The organism is Aminobacter sp. MSH1, assembly GCF_003071665.1.
Taxonomy (GTDB): Bacteria; Pseudomonadota; Alphaproteobacteria; order Rhizobiales; family Rhizobiaceae; genus Aminobacter; species Aminobacter niigataensis.
This window is the reverse complement of the sequence record NZ_CP026265.1, coordinates 3556899-3578108: the sequence shown is the minus strand read 5'-3', so window position 1 is coordinate 3578108 and position 21210 is coordinate 3556899. Positions and strand designations below refer to the sequence as shown.

Sequence of the window (21210 nt, the reverse complement as noted above, 5' to 3'; positions counted from 1 at the left end):
TCCGCACAGACATGGCGCGAAAGTACACATATGTCTAGACAGGCGGCGAATTGGCTGCAATGTTGCCCACGCTGACGCAGCGAAAGCCTCTGCGGGCGAGGGGGAGGAGCCCCTTGCCAAGGTAATGATGCCGTTGGTGGAGGAGCCTGATGGACCGCGATTTTCGCTCGTCGCCTGAACATGTGGCGACACAGACATTCTACGGCGCGCTGCTGGCGCCGGGCGGGCACGTATTCGGCGCGCGTTCCTTGTGCGGCCACGAGGATGCAAAGCATCTCTATTTTATCGGACAGAGCTTCGCGAAATCCCTGGAAGAGGGCGTCACCAGCAGGCTTTGCCGGACGGGTCGCGACGGCGGCGACCTCGAATGCCTCAATGAGCGCGAGACACGGCAGATCAGACTTTCTCCCGACGGTCAAACCCTGGCAGTGGCATGCGCTGGCGACGACCCCGCAGCTGACCGTATCGAGCTATGGTCGGGCGACGGCTGTTCAAATGCGCAAGCTGTGCCGGGACGTATCGAGCAGATCGACTGGTCGCCGGATGGCGCGTCTTTGCTTGTGGTCGTTGCTGGAGCGGCTGCAGACCTTGCCGGCATCCACGGCGGCTATAGCCAGAAGGTGCAATCCAACGGCCCGGCATGGCTTCCAGAGGTGCGCTCTGAACAGGGTGACGAACTCTGGCGCACCATCTGGACGTGGGACGGCAACGACGGGCCGCAGCGTCTCACCACGCCGCCGCTGAATGTGTGGGAAGCCAGCTGGTGCGGCAATGGCATGATTGCTGCCATATCAAGTGATCGTCACAGCGAAGGCAGTTGGTACGAAGCACGTCTTTCGCTTGTCGATGCGAGCTCGGGAGCCGTGACGACAGTCCATACACCTGCCGACCAGCTTGGCTGCGTCAGGGGCGCTGCGGACGGTGGCAGCGTGGCCTTCATCGAGGCATTTTGCAGCGACCGGGGCTTGGTTTCCGGCCTGTTGTCCATCTTCGATCTGAAAACCGGCAAGGTCGAAACACCTGATACGCTGGGCATCGACGTGACGTCCATCGAATGGCGCTCGCCGACAGTCATCCATTTCACGGGTGCGCGCGGCCACCAGACCGCGACAGGCGACTACGACCTCGAACAATCCGTCGCCGCCGAAAGCTGGTCGTCCAGCGACCTTACCAATGGAGAATGGGTCCCGAGTTCATATCCAATCGGAGCGAGCGGCAGCCTCTTCATTGCCGAGTCCTATTCGCGCCCGCCATTCCTTGCCGAAGTGGTCTCTGGCGCCGTTCGCGAGGTGGCATCGTTCGCGGCACCCCAGGCGCAAGAGGCGATGTCGCGCTGCGGGCTGATCGAACCTGTCAGTTGGAGCGCGCCGGACGGGTTGGAAATCCAGGGGTGGGTTCTGCGTCCCCATGGCGCGACAAGCCCAACGCCGCTTCTGGTCGACATCCATGGCGGACCGATCTCGGCGCACCGCAACCGCTGGATGGCAAGGATGCGCGCCGCTCCCATCCTGGTCAGCCAGGGATGGACGGTCTTCTTGCCCAACCCCAGGGGAAGCACGGGCAGGGGCGATGCCTTTGCCCGCGCGGTCAAGGGCGACATGGGTGGTGCCGACGCGCTCGACATTACCAGCGGCATCGAGGCGCTTGTCGCCAAGGGCTGGGCTGACGACAAGCGGATCGCCGTCACCGGCACCAGCTATGGCGGCTTCATGTCCGCCTGGCTGCCATCGCAAAGCGATCGCTTCGCTGCCGCGATACCGATTTCGCCCGTGGGCGACTGGTATAGCCAGCATCGGACGTCGCAGATCCCCGAATTCGACGAGATCATGCTCGAGTCGTCGCCGTGGGCAGCCGACGGTGCCTATTTTTCGCGTAGCCCTGCCTTCTTCAAGCACAAGGCCACGGTTCCGACACTGGTCATGGCGGGCGCGCTCGACAGGAGCACGCCGGTCGGCCAGGCCGAGGAATGCCACTTTGCGGCGATCAGGTCCGGCGCGCCAAGTTCGCTCATCATCTATCCGAATGCCGGTCACAGCATCCGCAGCTACCCGGAATATCTCGACAGTGCCGCCCGCATCCTGTGGTGGCTTGGCAAATATGTGCGCCATACCAACTAGCTAGGCGCAGCGACAGGGGAGGAAAAGCATTGGCTACAACGACAGGTTCCGCCGAAGAGGGGTTCGCAGGCAAGCGCATCGCCGTCATTGGCGCCGGCATCATCGGCTGCTCGACAGCCTTTCACCTGCTGAAGGCGGGAGCGCGGCAGGTGACCGTCATCGAAGCGCGCGAACCGGCCGCGGCAACCACGGGGGCGGGTGCCGGTTTTGTCTCCCATTGGTCTGCCGGCATGTTCCCGCTTGGCGAAGAGGGCCTGCAGCTTCAGCAATACGGCCTCGACTTCTATCGCGCGATCCATGATCTCGGCGTCGAGATCGGCTATCGTCCGAACGGCACGCTGATGATGGCGCTGACCGAGGCGGGGCGAGAGCGCTTCGTTCGCCCCGTCCTGGATTCGCCTTACGCGCCAGCGGAAATGCAGGATCTGAGCGCCAAGCAGATCGGCGAGAAGACCAGGGGCTTGATCGACGCGACCCAGGTGCATTCCGGCGCTTTCAATCCGCATGGCATTCAACTCGACACCAGGCTTGCGACCGGCGTCATGGTCGACGAGATCGTCAAGATGGGTGGCGTGTTCCGCGATGGAACGGCAGTCACCGGCATTCACGATGCCGGTAGTCATGTGAAGATCGAAACCGACAAGGGCGAGTTCGAAGCCGATGGCGTCGTCGTCGCCGCCGGTGCCTGGAACAACGAAGTGCTCAAGGGGCTCGGTTGGCGTCTGCCGCTGCTCAGGGTCATGGCCACGCGCATCGTCACTGACGGGCGAGGGCTTCCGTCCACGCTGCCGACGGTGCAATGCCGCGAACTGCGCCTTTGGTTGCGCGAGAGCTTTGGCGCGGTCATGTGGGGCACCGGTCGCCACTACCAGCCCTACTACAAGTCGGGCGACGACTGGATCGAACCCGGCCAGCCGCGCAATGTCGATCTGATGCAGGCGATGGACGACGACGAGTTGGCAAGGCTGCAGAAAATCTTCCCGCCACTCCGCGGTTCGAAGGTATCGAGCTGGGCCCAGGGCGTGCCCTGCTACACCCCGGACAGTGGCTTGATCGTCGGTCACGTGCCGGGCACGACGAACGTCGTGGCGGTCGGCGGCGACAACGAAACGGGGGTCAGCCACGGCCCCGGCCTTGGCCGTCTTTCCGCCGAACTGGTGCTCGGCCAGAAGCCTTTTGTTGACACGACGCGGTTCCGCCTCGACCGCTTTGCGCGCGATTCCTACGCTAGCGAGGCCGAGATTGCGGCAGCCCTGCCAGCCTGGAATGGAGTGCACGAGGCACGCTCGGTTTCGCAGCTGCAGTAGGCGCAACTTCCCCAATTGCACAAAGCGGCGTGTTTGGCGCTGATCGTACTAGACATGTGTGAACAGTGCCGCTAGCTTTCGGTTTCTGGGAACAACGAAACCGCCAATGACGAGGGTCGGGCTTGCGCCTGTAACTTCGCGGCCGAGACGGGGAGGGTGGCTTGAGAGACTTCTGTGTCGATAGGGATACGACATCGATTGCGTGCCCGCAGGGCATGGGCGCACGATGACATCGTCGCTCGAAGAGCCGGTATCAAGCAAGCCATTAGCGTCTGCCCGGCAGACGCTACTGCGCAATTCGCTCGGCCAAATGGTCGTGCGCCGCATTCTCCTTGGCTTCGGCTTGCTGATCGCGGCATCGATGCTGATCTTCGGCGGCGTCGAGGCCTTGCCGGGCGATTTCGCATCGACCTATCTCGGGCAGGATGCCACCCCGCAGGCCATCGCCAACATCCGCGAGGAGCTCGATCTCGATCGCCCGATGACCGAGCGCTATCTCAGTTGGCTCGGCGGCATCGCCCAGGGCGACTTCGGTACCTCCTGGTCCAATCGCAACTCGGTCGGCGACCAGATATGGAAGCGGCTTGGCAATTCGCTACTGCTTGCCGGCGTTGCAGCACTCATCGCGATCCCGTTGGCACTGGCACTTGGCATGGTCGCGGTGCTCTACCGCAATCGCATCCCCGACAAGGTCATCAGCATCCTGTCTTTGGCCGCGATCTCGCTGCCCGAATTCTTCATCGGCTACCTGCTGATCCAGTTCTTCACCGTCCATCTGGGCGTCGCTTCCTTTCCGGCCACCGTCTATGACGGCATGGGTCTTGGCGAGCGGCTTGCGACGATAGCCCTTCCGGTGATGACACTTGTGATCGTGGTGCTGGCGCACATGATGCGCATGACCCGCTCGGCGATCATGAACGTCATGTCTTCGCCCTATGTCGAGACCGCCGAACTCAAGGGGCTTTCGGCGTTGCGCATCATTGCCGAGCACGCCGCGCCCAATGCGATAGCGCCGGTCGTCACGGTGATTGCGCTCAATCTTGCCGCGCTCGTCGTCGGTGTGGTCGTCGTCGAGGTGGTGTTCGTCTACCCCGGCATCGGCCAATACATGGTGGACGCCGTGACGATGCGCGACATGCCTGTCGTCCAGGGCTGCGGGCTGATCTTCGCTGCCTTGTACATCGTGTTGAACATGGTCGCCGACATCGTCTCGATCCTGGCCAATCCGCGACTGAGGCATCCACGATGACATTGCGATCAATGCCAATGAGCGCGCGGATCGGCCTTGCGGGCATATTGCTTGTCTTCGCCTGCGCGATCTTCGCTCCTGTCATCGCGCCCTATGATGAAAGCGCCATTGTCGGCGAAGTCTGGGCGCCGATGGGCGGCGACTTCTTGCTCGGCACCGATAACCTTGGACGCGATCTGCTGTCGCGGCTGATCTACGGCGCGCGGGCAACGCTTTTTGTGGCACTGTCGGCAACGGTGATCTCGTTTTCCATAGGCATGTTCCTGAGCTTCACCGCGGTGGTCTCCGGCGGCGTGGTCGACCAGCTGCTGTCGCGGCTGAACGATCTCCTGATGTCCGTCCCCGCGCTCATCCTGGCGCTGGTCGTGCTTGCGGTGCTGCCACAGAACATCTGGATCCTGATCGTCGTCATGGCCGTCATCGACTCGACGCGGGTCTACCGTGTCGGCCGCGCCGTCGCCCTCGATGTCAGCGTCATGGATTTCGTCGAGGCCGCATGGCTGCGCGGCGAGGGCAAGCTCTGGATCATCTTCCGCGAGATCCTGCCCAACACGCTGGCGCCGCTGCTTGGCGAGTTCGGTCTGCGTTTCGCCTTCTCGATCCTGTTCTTGTCGACGCTCTCGTTCCTGGGGCTCGGCATCCAGCCGCCGATTGCCGACTGGGGCGGCATGGTCAAGGACAACAAGGACGGCATCATCTTCGGTGTTTCGGCGTCGCTCACGCCGGGTGCCGCGATCGCCTTCCTCGTCGTCTGCGTGAACCTCGTCGTCGACTGGCTGATCAACACCACGTCCAGCCTGAAGGGCGCTCGCGACAATGCCTGAGATGCTGTCCGTCAAGAACCTGCGTATCGAGGTCACCGCACGCCAGTCCGATGGCACCGCGACCAATCTGGTGCTGGTCGACGATGTTTCCTTCGACGTCGGCAAGGGCAGGGTACTCGGTCTCATTGGCGAGTCGGGTGCCGGCAAGTCGACGATCGGGCTGTCGGCCCTGGCTTATGGCAGGGGCGGGGTGCGCATAGAGGGCGGGCAGATCCTGCTCGACGGACAGGACATCGCCAAGCTTGGCTTGCGCGGCATCCGTGCCGTTCGCGGCGCGCGCGTTGCCTATGTTGCGCAGTCGGCGGCCGCCGCATTCAATCCTGCCCACAAGCTCGGTCGGCAGGTGATCGAGGCGAGCATCCGCCACGGCATCATGACGCGGGCGGAGGCGATCAAGCGGGCAGCCTACCTGTTCGGCATTCTCGGCTTGCCCGACCCCGATACCTTCGGCGAACGTTTCCCGCACCAGGTCTCCGGGGGGCAGCTCCAGCGGGCCATGACCGCGATGGCGCTGTGCGCGAACCCGGAGCTCATCGTTTTCGACGAGCCGACCACGGCACTTGATGTCACCACCCAGATCGAGGTTCTCGCCGCGATCAAGCATGCCATTGTCGAGACGCAGACGGCAGCGCTCTACATCACGCATGATCTTGCCGTGGTGGCGCAGATTTCCGACGACATCATGGTGCTGCGCCATGGCAAGACGGTGGAATACGGCTCGACGCGGCAGATCATCGAAGCGCCGCGTGAAGACTACACCAAAGCCTTGGTCAGCATCCGCCAGACCATGCGGCAGGAGGCGCTACCCTCGGACGACGCACAGCTGCGCGTCGCGGGGATGACCGCCGGCTACTCGGCGATGGATGTCCTGGACGATGTTTCCCTGATCCTGCCCAAGGGGCAGACGCTTGCCGTCGTCGGCGAATCCGGTTCGGGCAAATCCACGCTTGCCCGCGTCATAACAGGCCTCTTGCCACCAAAGGCAGGGACGGTCTCGTTCAACGGTGCAGCGTTGCCGCCAGCGCGCAAGGACCGCTCACGCGAGCAGTTGCGGCGCATCCAGATGATTTACCAGATGGCAGATACGGCGATGAACCCGCGGCAGAAGATCCGCGACATCGTCGGCCGTCCGCTGACGCTTTATTTCGGCATGCGTGGCAAGGCCAAGACCGAGCGGGTCAAGGAACTGCTCGACCAGATCGAGATGGGACCGCAGTTCCTCGATCGCTTCCCAGCCGAGCTGTCGGGCGGCCAGAAACAGCGCATCGCCATAGCGCGCGCGCTTGCCGCCAAGCCTGAGTTGATCCTGTGCGACGAGCCGACCTCGGCGCTCGATCCGCTGGTGGCCGAGGGCATCTTGAAGCTCCTGCTGCGCCTGCAGGAGGAGACGGCGGTTTCTTACCTGTTCATCACCCACGACATCGCCATCGTTCGCGCCATTGCCGACCGTGTCGCGGTCATGCATCGCGGCAAGGTGGTGCGCGAAGGCGTCAAGTCTGCGGTGCTGTCGCCCCCCTTCGACGACTACACCGACCTGCTGCTCAGGTCGGTGCCCGAAATGGAAATAGGCTGGTTGGAACGTGTTTTGGACGGACGCCGCGTCGTCACCCAGGTGCCCGGCGCGGCCATGGAATTGGAGAGATCATGACTGAGATAACCATCAGCGAACGGGCCAGGAAGCTCTATGCCGACGCCCTTGTCTGGGACACCCATTCCGGCTTCATGCCCGACCCGGTTGCTGACCTGAACAATCTCCAGATCTGGCGCGACGCCGGCGTCAACTATCTGTCCATCGACGTCGGCTTCGACCTGATGTCGTGGCAGGACACGGTCAGGACGCTGGCTGCTTTCCGTCGTTGGATCAACGCCCATCCCGAGCACTACACGCTGGTGACAAGCGCCGACGAGGCACTGCAGGCCAAGGCGCAGGGCAAGCTCGCCATCACCTTCGACCTCGAGGGCATGAACGCACTCGACGGCCGCATCGAGATGGTCGAGTTCTACCATCACCTCGGTGTCCGCCAGATGCTGTTCGCCTACAATCGCAACAACCTGGCCGGCGGTGGCTGCCATGACGACGACAGTGGCCTGACAGCTTTCGGCCGGCAGGTGATCGACGAGATGAACCGTCTCGGCATGTTCGTCGATGTGACCCACTGCGGCCACCGCACCACCATGGATGTGATGGAGTATTCCGACCGGCCGGTCATCTTTTCGCACTCCAATCCCAAGGTGTTGTGTGGCCATGGCCGCAACATCACCGACGACCAGATCAGGGCATGCGCCAAGACGGGCGGCATCGTCGGCATCGTCGGTCTCAGCAAGTTCCTGGGCGACGACAAGGCCAGCTCCGACAGCCTGGCCGACCACGTCGAATATCTGCTCGACGTCGCCGGACCGGCTCATGTCGGCATAGGCCTCGACTACGCTTTCCCGGTGGACATGGCGGGTATCCAGGAGATTCTGGCGGCAAATCCTCAGTTCTGGCCGCTGAGCGAGGGATACGGCACGACACCCACCGTCTATGCCGAGCCTGCGCAGCTTGCCGAGATGACCGAGATCCTTCTCCGGCGCGGACATGCCGACGAGACCGTGCGCGGTGTCCTGGGCGGGAATTTCCTGCGCTTGGCGCGGCAGGTCTGGAAATAGGCAGACCAGTTCGCGGGTCAAAGCCGCGTGCCCGCTGCAGGGCCCGCGCTGAACCTATCCAGTTGAATTTCGACAGATCAAATAGGGGAGAGCAATGAAGAAATCAGGACTTTTCGGAATGGACCTCGCGGCCAGCCGTCGCGACTTCCTCAAGGGATCGATCGGTGCGGGCCTGCTGCTGGGCAGTGGAATGGGTACGGCATGGGCGCAAACCGAGCAGGCAGGCACGCCGGTCAAGGGCGGACATCTCAAGCTTGGGCTCGATGGCGGGTCATCGACGGATTCGCTTGACCCAGCCGCCTACATCAGTGCCATCGCCTTCTGCCTTGCCCGCAGCTTCGGCGACCATCTGGTCGAAAGCGATCCGGTGACCGGCAAGGCTATACCTTCCATCGCCGAGAGCTGGGAATCCTCGGACAATTCCAAGACCTGGACCTTCAAGATCCGCAACGACGTCCAGTTCCACAACGGCAAGAAGCTGACTGTCGACGATGTCGTCAAAACGCTGCAGCGCCACAGCGATGAGAAGTCGCGTTCGGGCGCGCTCGGCTTTCTGCGGGCGATCACCTCGATCGAGGGCAGCGGCAACGATCTTGTCGTCAAGCTCTCCGAGAGCAATGTCGACTTGCCGCTGATCTTCACGGCCTATCACCTGGTGATCCAGCCGAACGGCGGCTACGACAACCCGGGCGAGGGCGTCGGCACCGGGCCATACAAGCTGGTCAGTTTCGAGCCGGGCGTGCGGGCGCTGTTTGAGAAGAACAAGAACGACTGGCGCGAGCGCGGCCATGTCGACAGCTTCGAGATCATCGCGATGAATGACCCAACCGCCCGTATCGCGGCGGTTTCAGCCGGGCGCGTCCACCTCATCAACAGCGTCAGCGCCAAGACCGTGCCGCTGCTCAAGCGAGCACCGGGAGTGCAGATCCTGAACACGCCGAGCCGCGGCCACTACACCTTTCCGATGCAGGTCGACAAGGCACCGTTCGACAACAACGACCTGCGGCTTGCCCTCAAATATGCCATCGACCGCGAGGCCATGCTGCAGACCGTCCTTGGCGGCTACGGCACGATCGGCAACGATTTCCCGATCAATTCCACCTACCCGTATTTCCCAGCCGAGATCGAGCAGCGCAGCTACGATCCGGACAAGGCTGCGTTCCATTTCAAGAAGTCCGGTCATGACGGACCGATCGTGCTCAGAACCTCGGATGGGGTCTATGCCGGCGCGGTCGATGGCGCGTTGCTGTATCAGGAAAGCGCCAAGAAGGCCGGCATTGCCATCGAAGTGAAGCGCGAACCTGCAGACGGCTACTGGACCAATGTCTGGCGCGCGGCACCGTTCTGCATGTCCTACTACGGCAGCCGCCTGTCCCAGGATTTGATGTATTCGACCGAGCACACTTCGGACTCGCCTGCCAACGAGACCAACTTCAAGCGGCCTGACTTCGACAAGCTGATCAAGCAAGCGCGCGTCGAGGCCGACGAGGCCAAGCGCAAGGAGCTTTATCATGCCGCGGCAGTGATGGTGCGCGATGAAGGCGGCTCGATCACCCCGGTCTTCAACGACCACCTTCTTGCCGCGACGAAGGAGCTCAAGGGCTACGTCCACGATGTCGGCAACGACCTGTCGAACGGCTACGTCGCATCGCGCGCCTGGCTGGAGGCGTAACCAAGCAAACGCCGAGTGACCGGTAGTTGCGCAGCAGCAACGTTGCTGCTGCGCAACTCATTCGGCCTCGGCTGGCGGCGTGAGCAGTCCTCAGCCTTGCGGTGTTTGGTCTGCCACGGAACCGATGAGCGCTTGTACGACCGCCTGAATGGCCGGGCTCGTTTTCGTGCGCGTCACTATGTAGAATGAACTGTGGTGCCGCCGCGACGTGCTGGTCAGGCGCACCAACTGACCAAGCCGCAGGTGTTCTTCGACGAAGCCCGCCCACGCAAGGGCAGCACCCCGACCGGCGATGGTCTCATGCATCATCGACAGATAGCTGGTGAATCGCGGGCCATCGAGGGGCCGTTCGGTGCCAATCCACGACTGCCAGCTGTCGACGGCTCCCGGTTGGGTGATCAGGTGCAAGAGCGGGATATCGAGGAACGCTTGCGGAACCTCCGACGCCAGCGGATTTCGCTCAAGAAAGGCCGGCGAGCAGACCGGAAACCACTCGCCGTCGAACAGTTTCCTGGCAACCAGTCCCGGCCATTCCTCAGGTGTTCCAAAGCGTATCGACAGTGCCACGTCGGGTTGGTCGAAGTCCTTGTAGTCGTTGGATGTCAACAACATCACCTGGCCGTTGGGGATACGCGACGCGACCAGATCGAAGCGGGGCATGAGCCACATTTGCGCTATGTCAAAGCTGCTGCCGACCACAAATGTGTCCCGATCCGGGGCCTGCAGTCGCTCCACCGCCTCACGTATGGTGCCCAGCCCGTCGCGGATCGCCTCGGCGAGCGTGCTGCCGGCATCGGTCAGGAAGACCCGGTTTCCCTTGCGCGTGAAAAGGGTGACCGACAATTGCCGCTCGAGGTTGGCGACATGCCGACTGACCGCTGACTGCGCGATGTTGAGCTCTTCCGCTGCCGTTGTGAGCCCGCCATTTCGTGCGGCCGATTCAAACACGACCATTGCATTGAGAAGCGGCAGCGAGGTCTTCAGTGTCTTCATGGTTGGCTGCCGGCTCGCCTCGCGCTCAATATCTTTTTGTTATGATAGAATGCCACTTACATATTTGCAATCCAAGGCCTTGTATCGCAATTTCCTGACTAATAGTCATGATTAGCTCAGATCGAAGGAGTTCCCTGGTGTCAGGTGCAACAACAAACGGACTTCACCCTGACCGCGCCAAGATCGTCGGGTTGATCGATCGCAGCCGCCCCAACTGGTCGCTGGAGCAGCCGTTTTATGTCGACCCTGCCATCTTCGAGCTGGAGCGCGAATTGTTGTTCCCACGGGAATGGTCGCTGGTGGCTCATGCCAGCGAGGTGCCGGAGAAGGGGCGCTACATCGTGCGAAAACTCTTCGACGAGGAAATCATCGTCGTCCGTTTCGGCGACGGCGAAGAAGACATCGCGGCCTACTACAATGTCTGCACCCATCGTGGCTCACGCCTGTGCACTGAGGATGGTCGCAGCAGGCTGCTGGTCTGCCCGTATCACGCCTGGTCTTTCAGGCTGACCGGGGAATTGCAGACCCGGCAGGATGTTCCGGCGGATGTCGACCCCGAAGCGCTCGGCCTGCATCGCGTCCCGACGAAATGCATCGGCGGCCTCGTGCTGTGCGGGCTTGACGAAACCAGCCTGCCGGATGTCCAGCCTGTCGCCGATGCGCTGATAGACGGATTGCGCCAGAACGGCATCGACCGGGCGCGCATTGCAGCCCGCAAGACGTATCCCACCAAGGCCAATTGGAAGCTGGTGCTCGAGAACTTCACCGAATGCTATCACTGCCGGCCTGCGCATCCGGAATACTTCAGGGTCAACGCCCATGTGAAGGTCACGGCCATGCGGGACGAAGACAAGGCAGTGCAATGGCAGGAAGAACTCGAAGCCTGGCATAGCGTCATTGGTGACACCGAATTCAACAAGGGCGCATGGGAATCCGGAGATATCGACACAGCGCCGTTCGGCATGTACCGCAAGCCAATTGGTCCTGGCCGCATGACTCTTTCCGACGACGGCCAGCCCGTCTCGTGCCTGATGGGGGGACGCACCTCCTATGATGGTGGCGAAACCGGGTTCCTGCTTGGCCGGCTGTCATTCGTAAGTTCGGCGAACGATTACGTCACCCTGTTCCAGATGATACCGCGCAGTGCCACGGAAACCGACGTCGTCCTGACTTGGCTGGTCGACAAGGATGCAGACGCCGACATCGACACCGATGCCATTACGTGGATGTGGGACGTGACGACCGCGCAAGATAAGACGATCACCGAACACAATGCCGAGGGCGTTACATCCAGGGCCTACAGGCCCGGACCCTATACGGCCTTGGAGACCCAAACAGCCGCGTTCGTGGGGGTATATCTGGCCAATATGCGGCACCTTATTACCGGCGAACGTCCAGCCGTAGCCCCGCAGTGGCAGCGGCCGAGCAGGGGATATGCGAGGCTCGCGTCCAAAGAAACTGCCTGAGAGAGTGCTGGATGCTCGGGGCGAGGGCAGCCTATGGCCGCTTCACCTCGACAGCAATGGTTGCCAACATGCTGCACAGATTGACCCTGAGCCAAGTCCGCCGTGAAACGGCGGATGCGGTTTCTCTCGTCTTCGACATTCCCAGGGCACTGGCGGGGCGTTTCGTCTTTACCCCCGGCCAATACCTCACCTTGGAAGCCGAGATTGAAGGCGAGCGGGTAAGGCGCTCCTATTCGATCTGTTCGGGGTTGGACGACGGCGAGATCCGGGTGGCGGTGAAACAGGTCGAGGGCGGACGTTTCTCGTCTTTCGCCAATCGCAGCCTGACCGCTGGCGGCATCCTTGGCGTGATGGAGCCCAGAGGCCGCTTCATTGTGCCGCCGGCGCGGAAAAAGGGTCGTGTCTTCCTTGCCGTCGTCGTCGGGTCCGGCATCACCCCGGTTCTGTCGATAGCCAGGACGGTGCTTGCCCGCGAGCCCGACAGTCAGTTTGTCCTCGTCTGCGGTAACCGGAAACAGCGGGACATCCTCTTTCGAAGCCAGATAGACAAGCTTGCCAAGGACTTCGCATCCCGGCTCTTGGTGCGCCATGTTCTCTCGCGCGAGCCGGATCGGGCAGGGCTGCTGCAGGGTAGAATTGATGGCGGCAAGCTTGCCGCCATCCTTGGCGAATGCGCCGTGCCGATTTCAGCCATAGATCACGCGCTGCTATGCGGGCCGCCCGAAATGATTGCGCATCTGAGCGCATCGCTACATGCGGCTGGCCTTGCGCCGAGCAAGATCCACGCTGAATCCTTCCATGCCGCGGCCGCTCCAGTGAAGGCTTCGCCTGATGCCTCACAGGAGGCCGAGGATTCATCCCGGCAAATCGAGATCCGACTAGGTGGGCGCAGCTTCGTCATCAGCGCGCGCCCGGCGGAAACCATTGTCGACGCTGCCCGCCGGACCGGCGTCAAGGTGCCATACTCCTGCGGCGGTGGCACGTGCGGTTCCTGCGTCGCAAAGATAGTTGACGGATCGGCCGACACTGTCCCTGACGCTGTTCTCGAGCCTTGGGAACGGGAGGCGGGCTTGGTGCTCACTTGCCAGTCGAGACCGGGGATTGGTGGTGTGGTCGTAGACTACGACGCGGCTTTTTGATCTCTGGATGCTGCAGATCAGGGCAGCCCCACTGTGAGTTCTCGTCGAAGTGCGACTTTGCGCGACCGGAAGTTAGCCCGATCGCCGCCGGACCGTCATCATCTTTTGCCGGAAGACTTCGGACGGCGTCTTGAAGCCAAGGCATTTGCGCGGCGTTGTATTGAGCCTTTCGCAGATGTCTGCCAGGTCCCGGTCAGTGATCGAAAGTGGATCGACCTCTCTCGAGAGCCATTTCCGAGCACGGCCATTGGTGTTTTCGACCGTGCCTTTTTGCCACGGCGATTGCGGATCGCAGAACCATGTTTGCGTTCCGATCCCTGCTTGGAGATATGGCCAGTCGGTGAACTCGGTACCACGATCGAAGGTGATCGATCGGCGGGCGAGGTGGGGCAGGGATTGCAGCACCTGAACCAGTCCGTCCATGATCGGCTTCGACTGCCGGTCATTGTTGCGCAGGAACACCGCGAAACGGCTGACGCGCTCGACCAGCGACGTCACATTGGCTTTTCCGAACTTCTTGCGGAACTGGATCAGGTCGCACTCCCAATGCCCAAACTGCTTTCGCTCTCTGACGACGTCGGGGCGGTGCAGAATGCTGAGTTCCGGGCTGAAACGGCGGCCATGACACCGCCGGGCATGCCTCGGTCGGCGCCTGGCGCGATGTTCCGGCAGATGTCGCCACAGCTTGATCGCATGCCCGTCCGGTGAATAGGCGTACTTGTAGATCGTCTCGTGGCTGACGCAGATCGGATGGCGCTCCAACCGCATTCGGCCGGCGATCTGTTGCGGCGACCAACCATGCATGATCCGCTCGATCACCGATTGGCGCACGTGTGAGAACCGGGCGAGCTTGCGCAATTTAGCTCTTCGCTCTCGCGCCATCTCGTTGGCGGTGACACAGTAATAGCCGTTCAAATCCGGTATCTGCGGATCGAGAAAGGCGTTGCGTTTGAGTTCGCGGAAAACCGTCGAACGATGACGTCCAAGCTTTTCTGCAATAACGTTGACGCTAAGGCCGGCTATCCGCCAACGGGCGATCTTGCGGCGTTCTTCCATATCGATCTGCGAGTAGGCGCGTTCCATGGACCATTCCTTGCTAGTGATAAGCCACTGTTATCTCTCGCAAGTCGCACTTCATCCTTGAACCCACCCCACCTACATGCGATAGTCGCATAAGATAGATTATGGAACCAAGAGATGCGGCGCGGTCAGGAGGTACCACAAATACGAGCATGCCCAGATGGTGCCCCACAGAACCGAAGGAAGCACGAGGAAGACGATCCAGAAGACTGTATCGAGGCTCCTATCTGCCGTGCTTAAGCGTAGTGAGCGCGCAAGACTGAGAGCGCACTGGTACGCAACCGCCAGCAGCGGCAGCAACGCCAACATCAGCCATCCGGCGACGAATGCCGCGTCGGGTTGGTTCCAAACATGGTCGAAGGTAAGAACCAGCAGAAATGGGATGGCGACGAAAATACCGCTCACGACCCCTCTTCTGATCGACCTTATCTGTCATTGATATCACATTGAAATATATGGCACTTCTATCGTCATGCCGTCATAGGCCGGTTCGACATGCGCCGGCGTGGCCGACATTACCGCCGCGTAGTCCAGCGGCACGTGCATGTGGGTCAGCACCGCGCGCTTGGGCTTCAGCCGCTCGATCCAGTCGAGCGCCTCCGATAGCGAAAGATGGCTGACATGGGGCTTGTGCTGCAGCGCGTCGACCACCAGGAGATCAAGTCCCTTCATCAAGGCCGCAGTGGCATCCGGGAAGTCGCTGACATCCGAGCAATAGGCGATCGGCCCAACGCGGAAACCGAGCGAAACGATGTCGCCATGGGTCTGCGGCAGCGGCAAAAAGGTGAGGGGACCCCCCTCTCCCACTATGGCGAACGGCTTGTCGTGCTCGATCACGGTTGGCCGCACGATCGGCGGATACGAGCTTCCTGGCGGCGTTTCGATGCAGTAGCCGAAGGCCAGTTTCAGCCGCTCGAGCGTAAAATCGTCGGCAAAAATGTCGACCAGGCTGCGGCGCTCGAGCACATAGCCCCGGAGATCGTCGATACCGTGGATATGGTCGGCATGCGGATGCGTGTAGACCACGGCGTCGATGTGGCTGACGCCGGCGGCCAGCATCTGGGTGCGGAAATCCGGTCCGGTGTCGATGATCACGCGCGTCGTGCCGGAAGCCGAAATGCGCTCGACCATCGCGGCCGCGCGTGTGCGCCGATTCTTCGGATTGGTGGGATCGCAGGCGCCCCAGTCGCCGGTGATGCGCGGCGTGCCTGGCGACGAGCCGCAGCCCAAAATGGTGAGGCGCAGCGTATCCGGCATCAGGCCGGCCTTGGCATCTTGGTGAACAGCCTGAAGAAGTTGGTCGTCGTGATCTCGGCCATCTCGTCAGTGCTTACGCCAATGGTCTCGGCGAGCACGGCGGCCGTGTTGGCGACGTAGGCCGGCTCGTTGCGCTTGCCGCGATGCGGGATCGGCGCAAGGTACGGCGCGTCCGTTTCGACCAGGAGCCGTTCACGCGGTACCTCCTTGGCGATGTCGCGCAGCTCGCCGGAATTCTTGAAGGTCACGATGCCCGAGAACGAGACGTAGCCGCCAAGCTCGACACCCACGCGTGCAAGCTCCGCGCCTGAGGAAAAGCAGTGCAGGATGAAGGGGAACGCGCCCTTCCCGGTTTCTTCCCTGAGGATCGCCGCCATGTCCTCGTCGGCGCTGCGGGCGTGGATGACCAGCGGCAATCCGGTCTCGCGCGCAGCCGCGATATGGACCCGCAGACCCTCTGCCTGTGCGTCGCGTGGCGACTTGTCGTAGTGATAATCGAGACCCGCCTCGCCGATGGCCACTACTTTCGGATGTGCCGACAGCCTGACGAGATCGGCCGCTGTCACGTCGAGTTCCTCATCGGCATTGTGCGGATGGGTCCCCACCGAGCAATAGACATCGTCGTATTCCTCGGCAATCGCAAGCACTTGCTCGAAACGCTTCACGCGTGTCGAGATGGTGACCATGCGCTCGACGCCGGCCGCCTTGGCGCGCGCGATGATATCCGCGCGCTCCTCGGCGAAATCAGGAAAGTCGAGATGGCAGTGACTGTCGACCAGCATTTTTCGACAGCCTCAGTGTTCCGTTGCCTGCTCGACATAGCGCGGGAATACCGGCTGGGGTGCCGGCAAGGGCGCACCCGAGACCAGCGCATGCGCGGCATCGACGTGAACAAAATCCCGGTCGGTCACGGCAAGCAGGTCGAGCAGCTTCGATGCCGACTCGGGAATGAAGGGCTGGCACATGATGCCGACGCGGCGGATCACCTCGGCCGTCGTCCACAGCACCGTTTCCATGCGCGCCGGATCGGTCTTCTTCAGCGCCCACGGCTCCTGTGCCGCAAAGTAGCGGTTCGCTTCCGCGACCACGGCGAAGATCGCCGCAAGCGCGTGGTGGATCCCCTGCTCCGCCATTGCCTTGCGTGCCGTGGCCAGTGCTGCGGTTGCCTGGTCGAGGATGGCATTGTCGGCGTCTGCCAGTTCGCCGCGCTGTGGCACCACGCCATTGCAGTTCTTGGCGATCATCGACAGCGAGCGCTGCGCCAGGTTGCCGAGATCGTTGGCAAGATCGGCATTGGTGCGGTTGACGATCGCCTCATGGCTGTAGCTGCCATCCTGGCCGAACGGCACTTCGCGCAGCAGGAAATAGCGCACCTGGTCGAGGCCGTAGTGCTCGACCATGGTGAACGGGTCTACGACGTTGCCGAGCGACTTTGACATCTTCTCGCCGCGGTTGAACAGGAAGCCGTGGCCGAACACGCGCTTGGGCAATTCGATGCCGGCAGACATCAGGAACGCCGGCCAGTACACGGCATGGAAACGCACGATGTCCTTGCCGATGATGTGCACGGCAGGCCAGTAGGCCCACTTCTTGGCGTTGGTGTCGGGATAGCCAAGGGCGGTGATGTAGTTGGTCAGGGCGTCGACCCAGACATACATCACGTGCTTGTCGTCGCCCGGCACCGGCACGCCCCAGTCGAAGGTTGTGCGCGAGATCGACAGGTCCTTCAGGCCCGAGCGGACGAAGCTCGCAACCTCGTTGCGGCGCTCGTTGGGGCCGATGAAGTCGGGCTGGTTGTCATAGAGCGCCAGCAGCTTGTCCTGATAGGCCGACAGCCGGAAGAAGTAGCTCTCTTCCTCGACCCATTCGACCGGCGTGCCCTGCGGGCCGTAGCGGATGTTGTCGGGACGGACCTCGGTCTCTTCTTCGCCGTAATAGGCTTCGTCGCGCACCGAATACCAGCCGGCATAGCTGCTCTTGTAGATGTCGCCGCGGTCGGCCATCGCCTTCCAGATCGCCTGCGAGGCGGCATAGTGGCGCTCTTCGGTGGTGCGGATGAAATCATCGTTCGACGCATTCAGAAGAGTCGCCATCTTCTTGAATTCATTCGAATTACGATCTGCCAACTCGCGCGCCGAGATGCCTTCCCGGTTGGCCGTCTGCAGCATCTTGATGCCGTGCTCGTCGGTGCCGGTAAGGAAGAACACGTCCTTGCCGTCATGGCGCTGGAAGCGGGCAAGTGCGTCGGTGGCAATCAGCTCATAGGCATGGCCGATATGCGGCTTGCCGTTGGGATAGGAGATCGCGGTCGTGATGTAGAATTTTTCGCGGGACATGGATGGCCGTCATGAATGTCGAATGAAAGGGTCGCGGTGAGATAACGCATCGGCATGGCGATTGCCATCCCGGCTCGGACGAGCGTCACATTCGCATCGCGGCATTCAAGCGGTCGATCATGGCCAGGACGTGCTGCTTCTTGTCGAGGTTGTAGGTTTCAGTCTCGGATATCGCGTTTTGCGCATCGTGCCAAGCATCGGACAAAAGGTTGGCCCGGGAAAGGTCGGAGGCGCGCGCGGCCTGCGACGCCGTGTCGGAAAGAAGGTCCAGCGCCCGGCGATTGAACATATCGAACTGGATGGCGCTGTCGCGGCCGGCCACGGCATCGGCCAGCCGGTGGGCGGCACCGATGTCGTTACGCCCCGACTGCACGATCTTGTCCAGTGCTTCGGCAATCTCCAGCCCGCCATACTGGGTGAGCAGGATCGCAGCGCGGGCACTGCCCCCTGCCCGCAAGACCAACGCCGCGCGCGCTTCCGGCTCGTCAGGTGCCGGCTGCTCGGTGGCGGCAAGCGCCGAGAGCAGGCTTTGGTCATCCAGTGGCGTCAACCGAATGGTCTGGCAGCGCGAACGGATGGTTGGCAACAGGCTGCCCGGCGCATGCACGATCAGGATGAACAGCGTGCGTGCAGGCGGCTCTTCAAGATTCTTCAGCAACGCATTGGCAGCATTGGTGTTCATGTCGTCGGCCGGATCGACGATGACGACCCGGTAGGCGCCGTCATGCGAGGTCATCGACAGGAAGCGCGACACCTTGCGGATCTCGTCGACGGTGACGACCGACTTGAACCCCTTGGTCTTGTCGTTCTGCGGCCGCGTCAGGTGCAACACGGCCGGATGCGCCCCGGTGGCCACCTGCCGGAACGATCCCGACCGCGGATCGGGATCGGCCAGCGTTTCCGGCGCGCTCCGGTAGTCGGGGTGTTGCAGCAGATGATGGGCAAGGTGAAAGGCAAGCGTCGCCTTGCCGATGCCGACGGGGCCGGCGAGGATCAGCGCGTGCGGCAGCTTGCCGGAGCGGTAGGCTGCGGTGAGCATCGCGATTGCCTGCTCGTGCCCGAACAGAAACGGGTTCTCCGCCGGCTCCGGGATGCCGTCCAGCGTGTCGTGCTGCTCGGGGGCGATGCGCTCGAACATCAGGCGTCCGCCCTCGCCCGGCTGCCGGCCGAAGCGCGCGCCTCGAGCGCTGCAAACACCGCATCGGTGATTGCGTGTTCGACCTCTTCCTGGTCCTTCGCGGCATCGATCACCACGCAGCGGTCCGGTTCGTTCTCGGCGATCGCCAGATAGGCGTTGCGCCGGCGCTGGTGGATGTCGACCGTCTCCTTCTCGAAGCGGTCGGCGACATCCTGCCCGCGCCGTGCGGTGGCCCGCCGCAGTCCTTCCACCGGGTCGAGGTCGAGGATGAGCGTCATGTCAGGCATCATGCCGTTGATCGCAACGCGCTCGACGGCCATCATGAAGTCGGGATCGAGGTTGCCGGTCACGCCCTGGTAGACGCGCGAGGAATCGAGAAAGCGGTCGCAAAGCACGATGGCGCCGCGCTCGACCGCAGGACGGATCACCTGCTCGACATGATCGGAACGGGCGGCTGCAAACAGCAGCGCCTCCATCTCCGGCCCGAAGGGCTCGGCTGCGCCCGACAGCAACACGTGTCGCACCGCCTCCGCACCTGGCGAGCCGCCGGGTTCCCGCGTGACGATGATGTCGTAGCGCTTGTCGCGCAGCTTGGTGGCCAGGCGCTCGATCTGCGTCGACTTGCCCGCGCCCTCGCCGCCTTCGAATGTGATGAAGAAGCCGCGCGCCACTCCAAAGCCTTTCTGTTCGCCGTATCGCAAGTTCAACCGAACGAACGGCCTCACGGCATATGTAGGTGTCGAAGCTCTAGCGTCGAGAGTGGCAAAGGTCCACCCGACTATCGCAGCCAGCCGATGGCAAGTTCCTTGACCGCGTCCAGGGCGCGGCTCAGCAGCGAGCCGACCTCGACGGATTCGGCGGCATAGAGCGGCGTCTCCTGGCTCAGCGTGTCGCCGATCCAGACCTTGAGCGCGCCGATGGGCGTCCCCTGCGCCACCGGTGCCGCGACGGGGCCGTTGTAGACGATGCGGGCGACAAGCCGCTCGCGATTGGTGATCGGCAGGAACAGCGAGATCGGCTTCTGCGCCACCAGCTTCACATGCGATTTCACGCCGCCGAACACCTGGGCTTCGCCGACGGTTTCGTTGGCCGCGAATATCTCGCTTTTTTCGAAGGCGCGCATGCCCCAATCGAGCAGCTTGCGTGCTTCCTCCGAGCGCTCGCGGTCGCTGGCGAGCCCGCCAAGGGCCGCAAACAGCCGCCGCCCCTCTCGGTTGACCGAGCCTACGATGGCGAACCCCTCGCCTTCGGTGAAGCCGGCGGCCAAGCCGTCGGCGCCGATGTCCATCGCGATCAGCGGGTTGCGGTTGCGCTGCAGGATCTTGTTCCAGGTGAATTCCGGCAGGCTGTAGTAACGGTAGTATTCCGGATAGGTGCGCCAGATGTGCAGGCCGAGTTGCGCCAACTCGCGCACGCTGGTGGTCTGGCCCGGCATCGGCAGGCCGGTCGAATTGACGAATGTCGATTTCGCCAAGCCGATCTCGCGGGCACGCTCCGTCATTTGCAGGGCGAAATTGGCCTCTGAGCCAGCCATGCCTTCAGCCAGGATGATGCAGCCGTCATTGGCGAGCTGCACCGTCACGCCCTGGATCAGGTCCTCGATGCGGATCTGCGACCTGACGGCGGCAAACATGGTCGAGGCCCGCGATGCCGCACCGCCGGTTCGCCAGGCGTTCTCGCTGACGGCAAATGTGTCGTCGAGCTTGTAGCGGCCGGTCTTGAGGGCGCTGAACACCACCTCCATCGTCATCAGCTTGGCCAGCGAGGCCGGCGCCATCGGCTTGTCCGGCTCTTTCGAGAACAGAACCGTGCCGGTTTCGGCATCGATCATGTAGGCCTGCGCGGCCTTGGTCTCGAACAGTTGCGCCTGGGCCTGACCGATGAAGGCAAGCGCCGCAAGAAGGCCGATCATCAAGGTGAGCGGCGCGGATAGTCTGAAGGTCATGAAAGATACTGCCCCGTTCGGCCCCGTATTCCGGTCGA

General features: G+C 62.5%; 18 protein-coding genes. 9 read left to right on the top strand and 9 right to left on the bottom strand.

The features are described 5' to 3' along the window. Window positions 1-149: 149 nt before the first annotated feature. From CO731_RS17690 to CO731_RS17660, 7 genes are all read left to right on the top strand, one after another. Window positions 150-2117: a prolyl oligopeptidase family serine peptidase gene (locus CO731_RS17690; protein ID WP_108608153.1), complete on the top strand. Its 1968-nt coding sequence runs from the start codon at window positions 150-152 to the stop codon at window positions 2115-2117. Between the two features lie 29 nt (window positions 2118-2146). Beyond that, window positions 2147-3424, top strand: coding sequence for an FAD-binding oxidoreductase (locus tag CO731_RS17685; protein ID WP_108608152.1), 1278 nt, complete (start codon window positions 2147-2149; stop codon window positions 3422-3424). Window positions 3425-3650: 226 nt separating this feature from the next. Next, window positions 3651-4673: an ABC transporter permease gene (locus CO731_RS17680; protein WP_108608151.1), complete on the top strand. Its 1023-nt coding sequence runs from the start codon at window positions 3651-3653 to the stop codon at window positions 4671-4673. Continuing rightward, window positions 4670-5497, top strand: coding sequence for an ABC transporter permease (locus tag CO731_RS17675; RefSeq protein ID WP_108608150.1), 828 nt, complete (start codon window positions 4670-4672; stop codon window positions 5495-5497). The genes CO731_RS17680 and CO731_RS17675 overlap by 4 nt, the downstream gene beginning before the upstream one ends. Further along, complete coding sequence (locus tag CO731_RS17670; RefSeq protein WP_108608149.1) at window positions 5490-7145, top strand: ABC transporter ATP-binding protein; 1656 nt, start codon at window positions 5490-5492, stop codon at window positions 7143-7145. Before CO731_RS17675 ends, CO731_RS17670 begins: the two co-directional genes overlap by 8 nt. Next, entirely contained in the window at window positions 7142-8146 is a 1005-nt protein-coding gene (locus CO731_RS17665) for a dipeptidase (RefSeq protein WP_199914486.1), read from the top strand. Before CO731_RS17670 ends, CO731_RS17665 begins: the two co-directional genes overlap by 4 nt. Window positions 8147-8240: 94 nt before the next feature. Next, a complete protein-coding gene (locus tag CO731_RS17660) occupies window positions 8241-9818 on the top strand; it encodes an ABC transporter substrate-binding protein (protein ID WP_108608148.1) in 1578 nt (525 codons plus the stop codon). 90 nt (window positions 9819-9908) lie between these two features. Here CO731_RS17660 and CO731_RS17655 read toward each other — a convergent pair whose 3' ends face one another. Continuing rightward, window positions 9909-10811, bottom strand: coding sequence for a LysR family transcriptional regulator (locus CO731_RS17655; RefSeq protein WP_108608147.1), 903 nt, complete (start codon window positions 10809-10811; stop codon window positions 9909-9911). A 137-nt stretch (window positions 10812-10948) separates the two neighbouring features. Here CO731_RS17655 and CO731_RS17650 point away from each other — a divergent pair, with 137 nt between their 5' ends. Then, window positions 10949-12277: an aromatic ring-hydroxylating dioxygenase subunit alpha gene (locus CO731_RS17650; protein ID WP_199914485.1), complete on the top strand. Its 1329-nt coding sequence runs from the start codon at window positions 10949-10951 to the stop codon at window positions 12275-12277. Window positions 12278-12345: 68 nt separating this feature from the next. Beyond that, entirely contained in the window at window positions 12346-13416 is a 1071-nt protein-coding gene (locus CO731_RS17645) for a 2Fe-2S iron-sulfur cluster-binding protein (protein WP_199914484.1), read from the top strand. Window positions 13417-13488: 72 nt separating this feature from the next. Here the strand turns inward: CO731_RS17645 and CO731_RS17640 are convergent, their stop codons facing one another. The 8 genes from CO731_RS17640 to CO731_RS17605 form a co-directional block, all read right to left on the bottom strand. Then, a complete protein-coding gene (locus tag CO731_RS17640; protein ID WP_108608145.1) occupies window positions 13489-14499 on the bottom strand; it encodes an IS30 family transposase in 1011 nt (336 codons plus the stop codon). Between the two features lie 99 nt (window positions 14500-14598). Beyond that, window positions 14599-14901 carry a hypothetical protein gene (locus CO731_RS17635; protein ID WP_108608144.1) on the bottom strand — a complete coding sequence of 101 codons (303 nt, stop codon included), beginning with the start codon at window positions 14899-14901 and terminating at the stop codon, window positions 14599-14601. Window positions 14902-14937: 36 nt separating this feature from the next. Beyond that, a complete protein-coding gene (locus CO731_RS17630) occupies window positions 14938-15753 on the bottom strand; it encodes an MBL fold metallo-hydrolase (RefSeq protein WP_108608143.1) in 816 nt (271 codons plus the stop codon). After that, window positions 15753-16535, bottom strand: coding sequence for a TatD family hydrolase (locus CO731_RS17625; protein ID WP_108608142.1), 783 nt, complete (start codon window positions 16533-16535; stop codon window positions 15753-15755). The genes CO731_RS17630 and CO731_RS17625 overlap by 1 nt, the downstream gene beginning before the upstream one ends. 12 nt (window positions 16536-16547) lie before the next feature. After that, window positions 16548-18089, bottom strand: a complete 1542-nt coding sequence (gene metG / locus CO731_RS17620; protein WP_108608141.1) for a methionine--tRNA ligase — start codon at window positions 18087-18089, stop codon at window positions 16548-16550. Between the two features lie 85 nt (window positions 18090-18174). Beyond that, window positions 18175-19230: a DNA polymerase III subunit delta' gene (locus CO731_RS17615; protein WP_108608140.1), complete on the bottom strand. Its 1056-nt coding sequence runs from the start codon at window positions 19228-19230 to the stop codon at window positions 18175-18177. Then, window positions 19227-19898 (bottom strand): dTMP kinase, encoded by a 672-nt coding sequence (tmk, locus tag CO731_RS17610; protein ID WP_108608139.1) that lies wholly within the window; start codon window positions 19896-19898, stop codon window positions 19227-19229. Before tmk ends, CO731_RS17615 begins: the two co-directional genes overlap by 4 nt. 107 nt (window positions 19899-20005) lie before the next feature. Next, window positions 20006-21139 carry a D-alanyl-D-alanine carboxypeptidase family protein gene (locus tag CO731_RS17605; protein WP_245439904.1) on the bottom strand — a complete coding sequence of 378 codons (1134 nt, stop codon included), beginning with the start codon at window positions 21137-21139 and terminating at the stop codon, window positions 20006-20008. Window positions 21140-21210: the final 71 nt, after the last annotated feature.

What these genes read in the sequence shown, in the direction of transcription:
- CO731_RS17690 (WP_108608153.1), top strand. Translation starts at nt 150, where the DNA reads ATGGACCGCGATTTTCGCTCGTCGCCTGAACATGTGGCGACACAGACA.
- CO731_RS17645 (WP_199914484.1), top strand. Translation starts at nt 12,346, where the DNA reads ATGCTGCACAGATTGACCCTGAGCCAAGTCCGCCGTGAAACGGCGGAT.
- CO731_RS17625 (WP_108608142.1), bottom strand. Translation starts at nt 16,535, where the DNA reads ATGCTGGTCGACAGTCACTGCCATCTCGACTTTCCTGATTTCGCCGAG.
- CO731_RS17660 (WP_108608148.1), top strand. Translation starts at nt 8,241, where the DNA reads ATGAAGAAATCAGGACTTTTCGGAATGGACCTCGCGGCCAGCCGTCGC.
- CO731_RS17605 (WP_245439904.1), bottom strand. Translation starts at nt 21,139, where the DNA reads ATGATCGGCCTTCTTGCGGCGCTTGCCTTCATCGGTCAGGCCCAGGCG.
- CO731_RS17680 (WP_108608151.1), top strand. Translation starts at nt 3,651, where the DNA reads ATGACATCGTCGCTCGAAGAGCCGGTATCAAGCAAGCCATTAGCGTCT.
- CO731_RS17670 (WP_108608149.1), top strand. Translation starts at nt 5,490, where the DNA reads ATGCCTGAGATGCTGTCCGTCAAGAACCTGCGTATCGAGGTCACCGCA.
- CO731_RS17630 (WP_108608143.1), bottom strand. Translation starts at nt 15,753, where the DNA reads ATGCCGGATACGCTGCGCCTCACCATTTTGGGCTGCGGCTCGTCGCCA.
- metG (WP_108608141.1), bottom strand. Translation starts at nt 18,089, where the DNA reads ATGTCCCGCGAAAAATTCTACATCACGACCGCGATCTCCTATCCCAAC.
- CO731_RS17640 (WP_108608145.1), bottom strand. Translation starts at nt 14,499, where the DNA reads ATGGAACGCGCCTACTCGCAGATCGATATGGAAGAACGCCGCAAGATC.
- CO731_RS17655 (WP_108608147.1), bottom strand. Translation starts at nt 10,811, where the DNA reads ATGAAGACACTGAAGACCTCGCTGCCGCTTCTCAATGCAATGGTCGTG.
- CO731_RS17675 (WP_108608150.1), top strand. Translation starts at nt 4,670, where the DNA reads ATGACATTGCGATCAATGCCAATGAGCGCGCGGATCGGCCTTGCGGGC.
- CO731_RS17665 (WP_199914486.1), top strand. Translation starts at nt 7,142, where the DNA reads ATGACTGAGATAACCATCAGCGAACGGGCCAGGAAGCTCTATGCCGAC.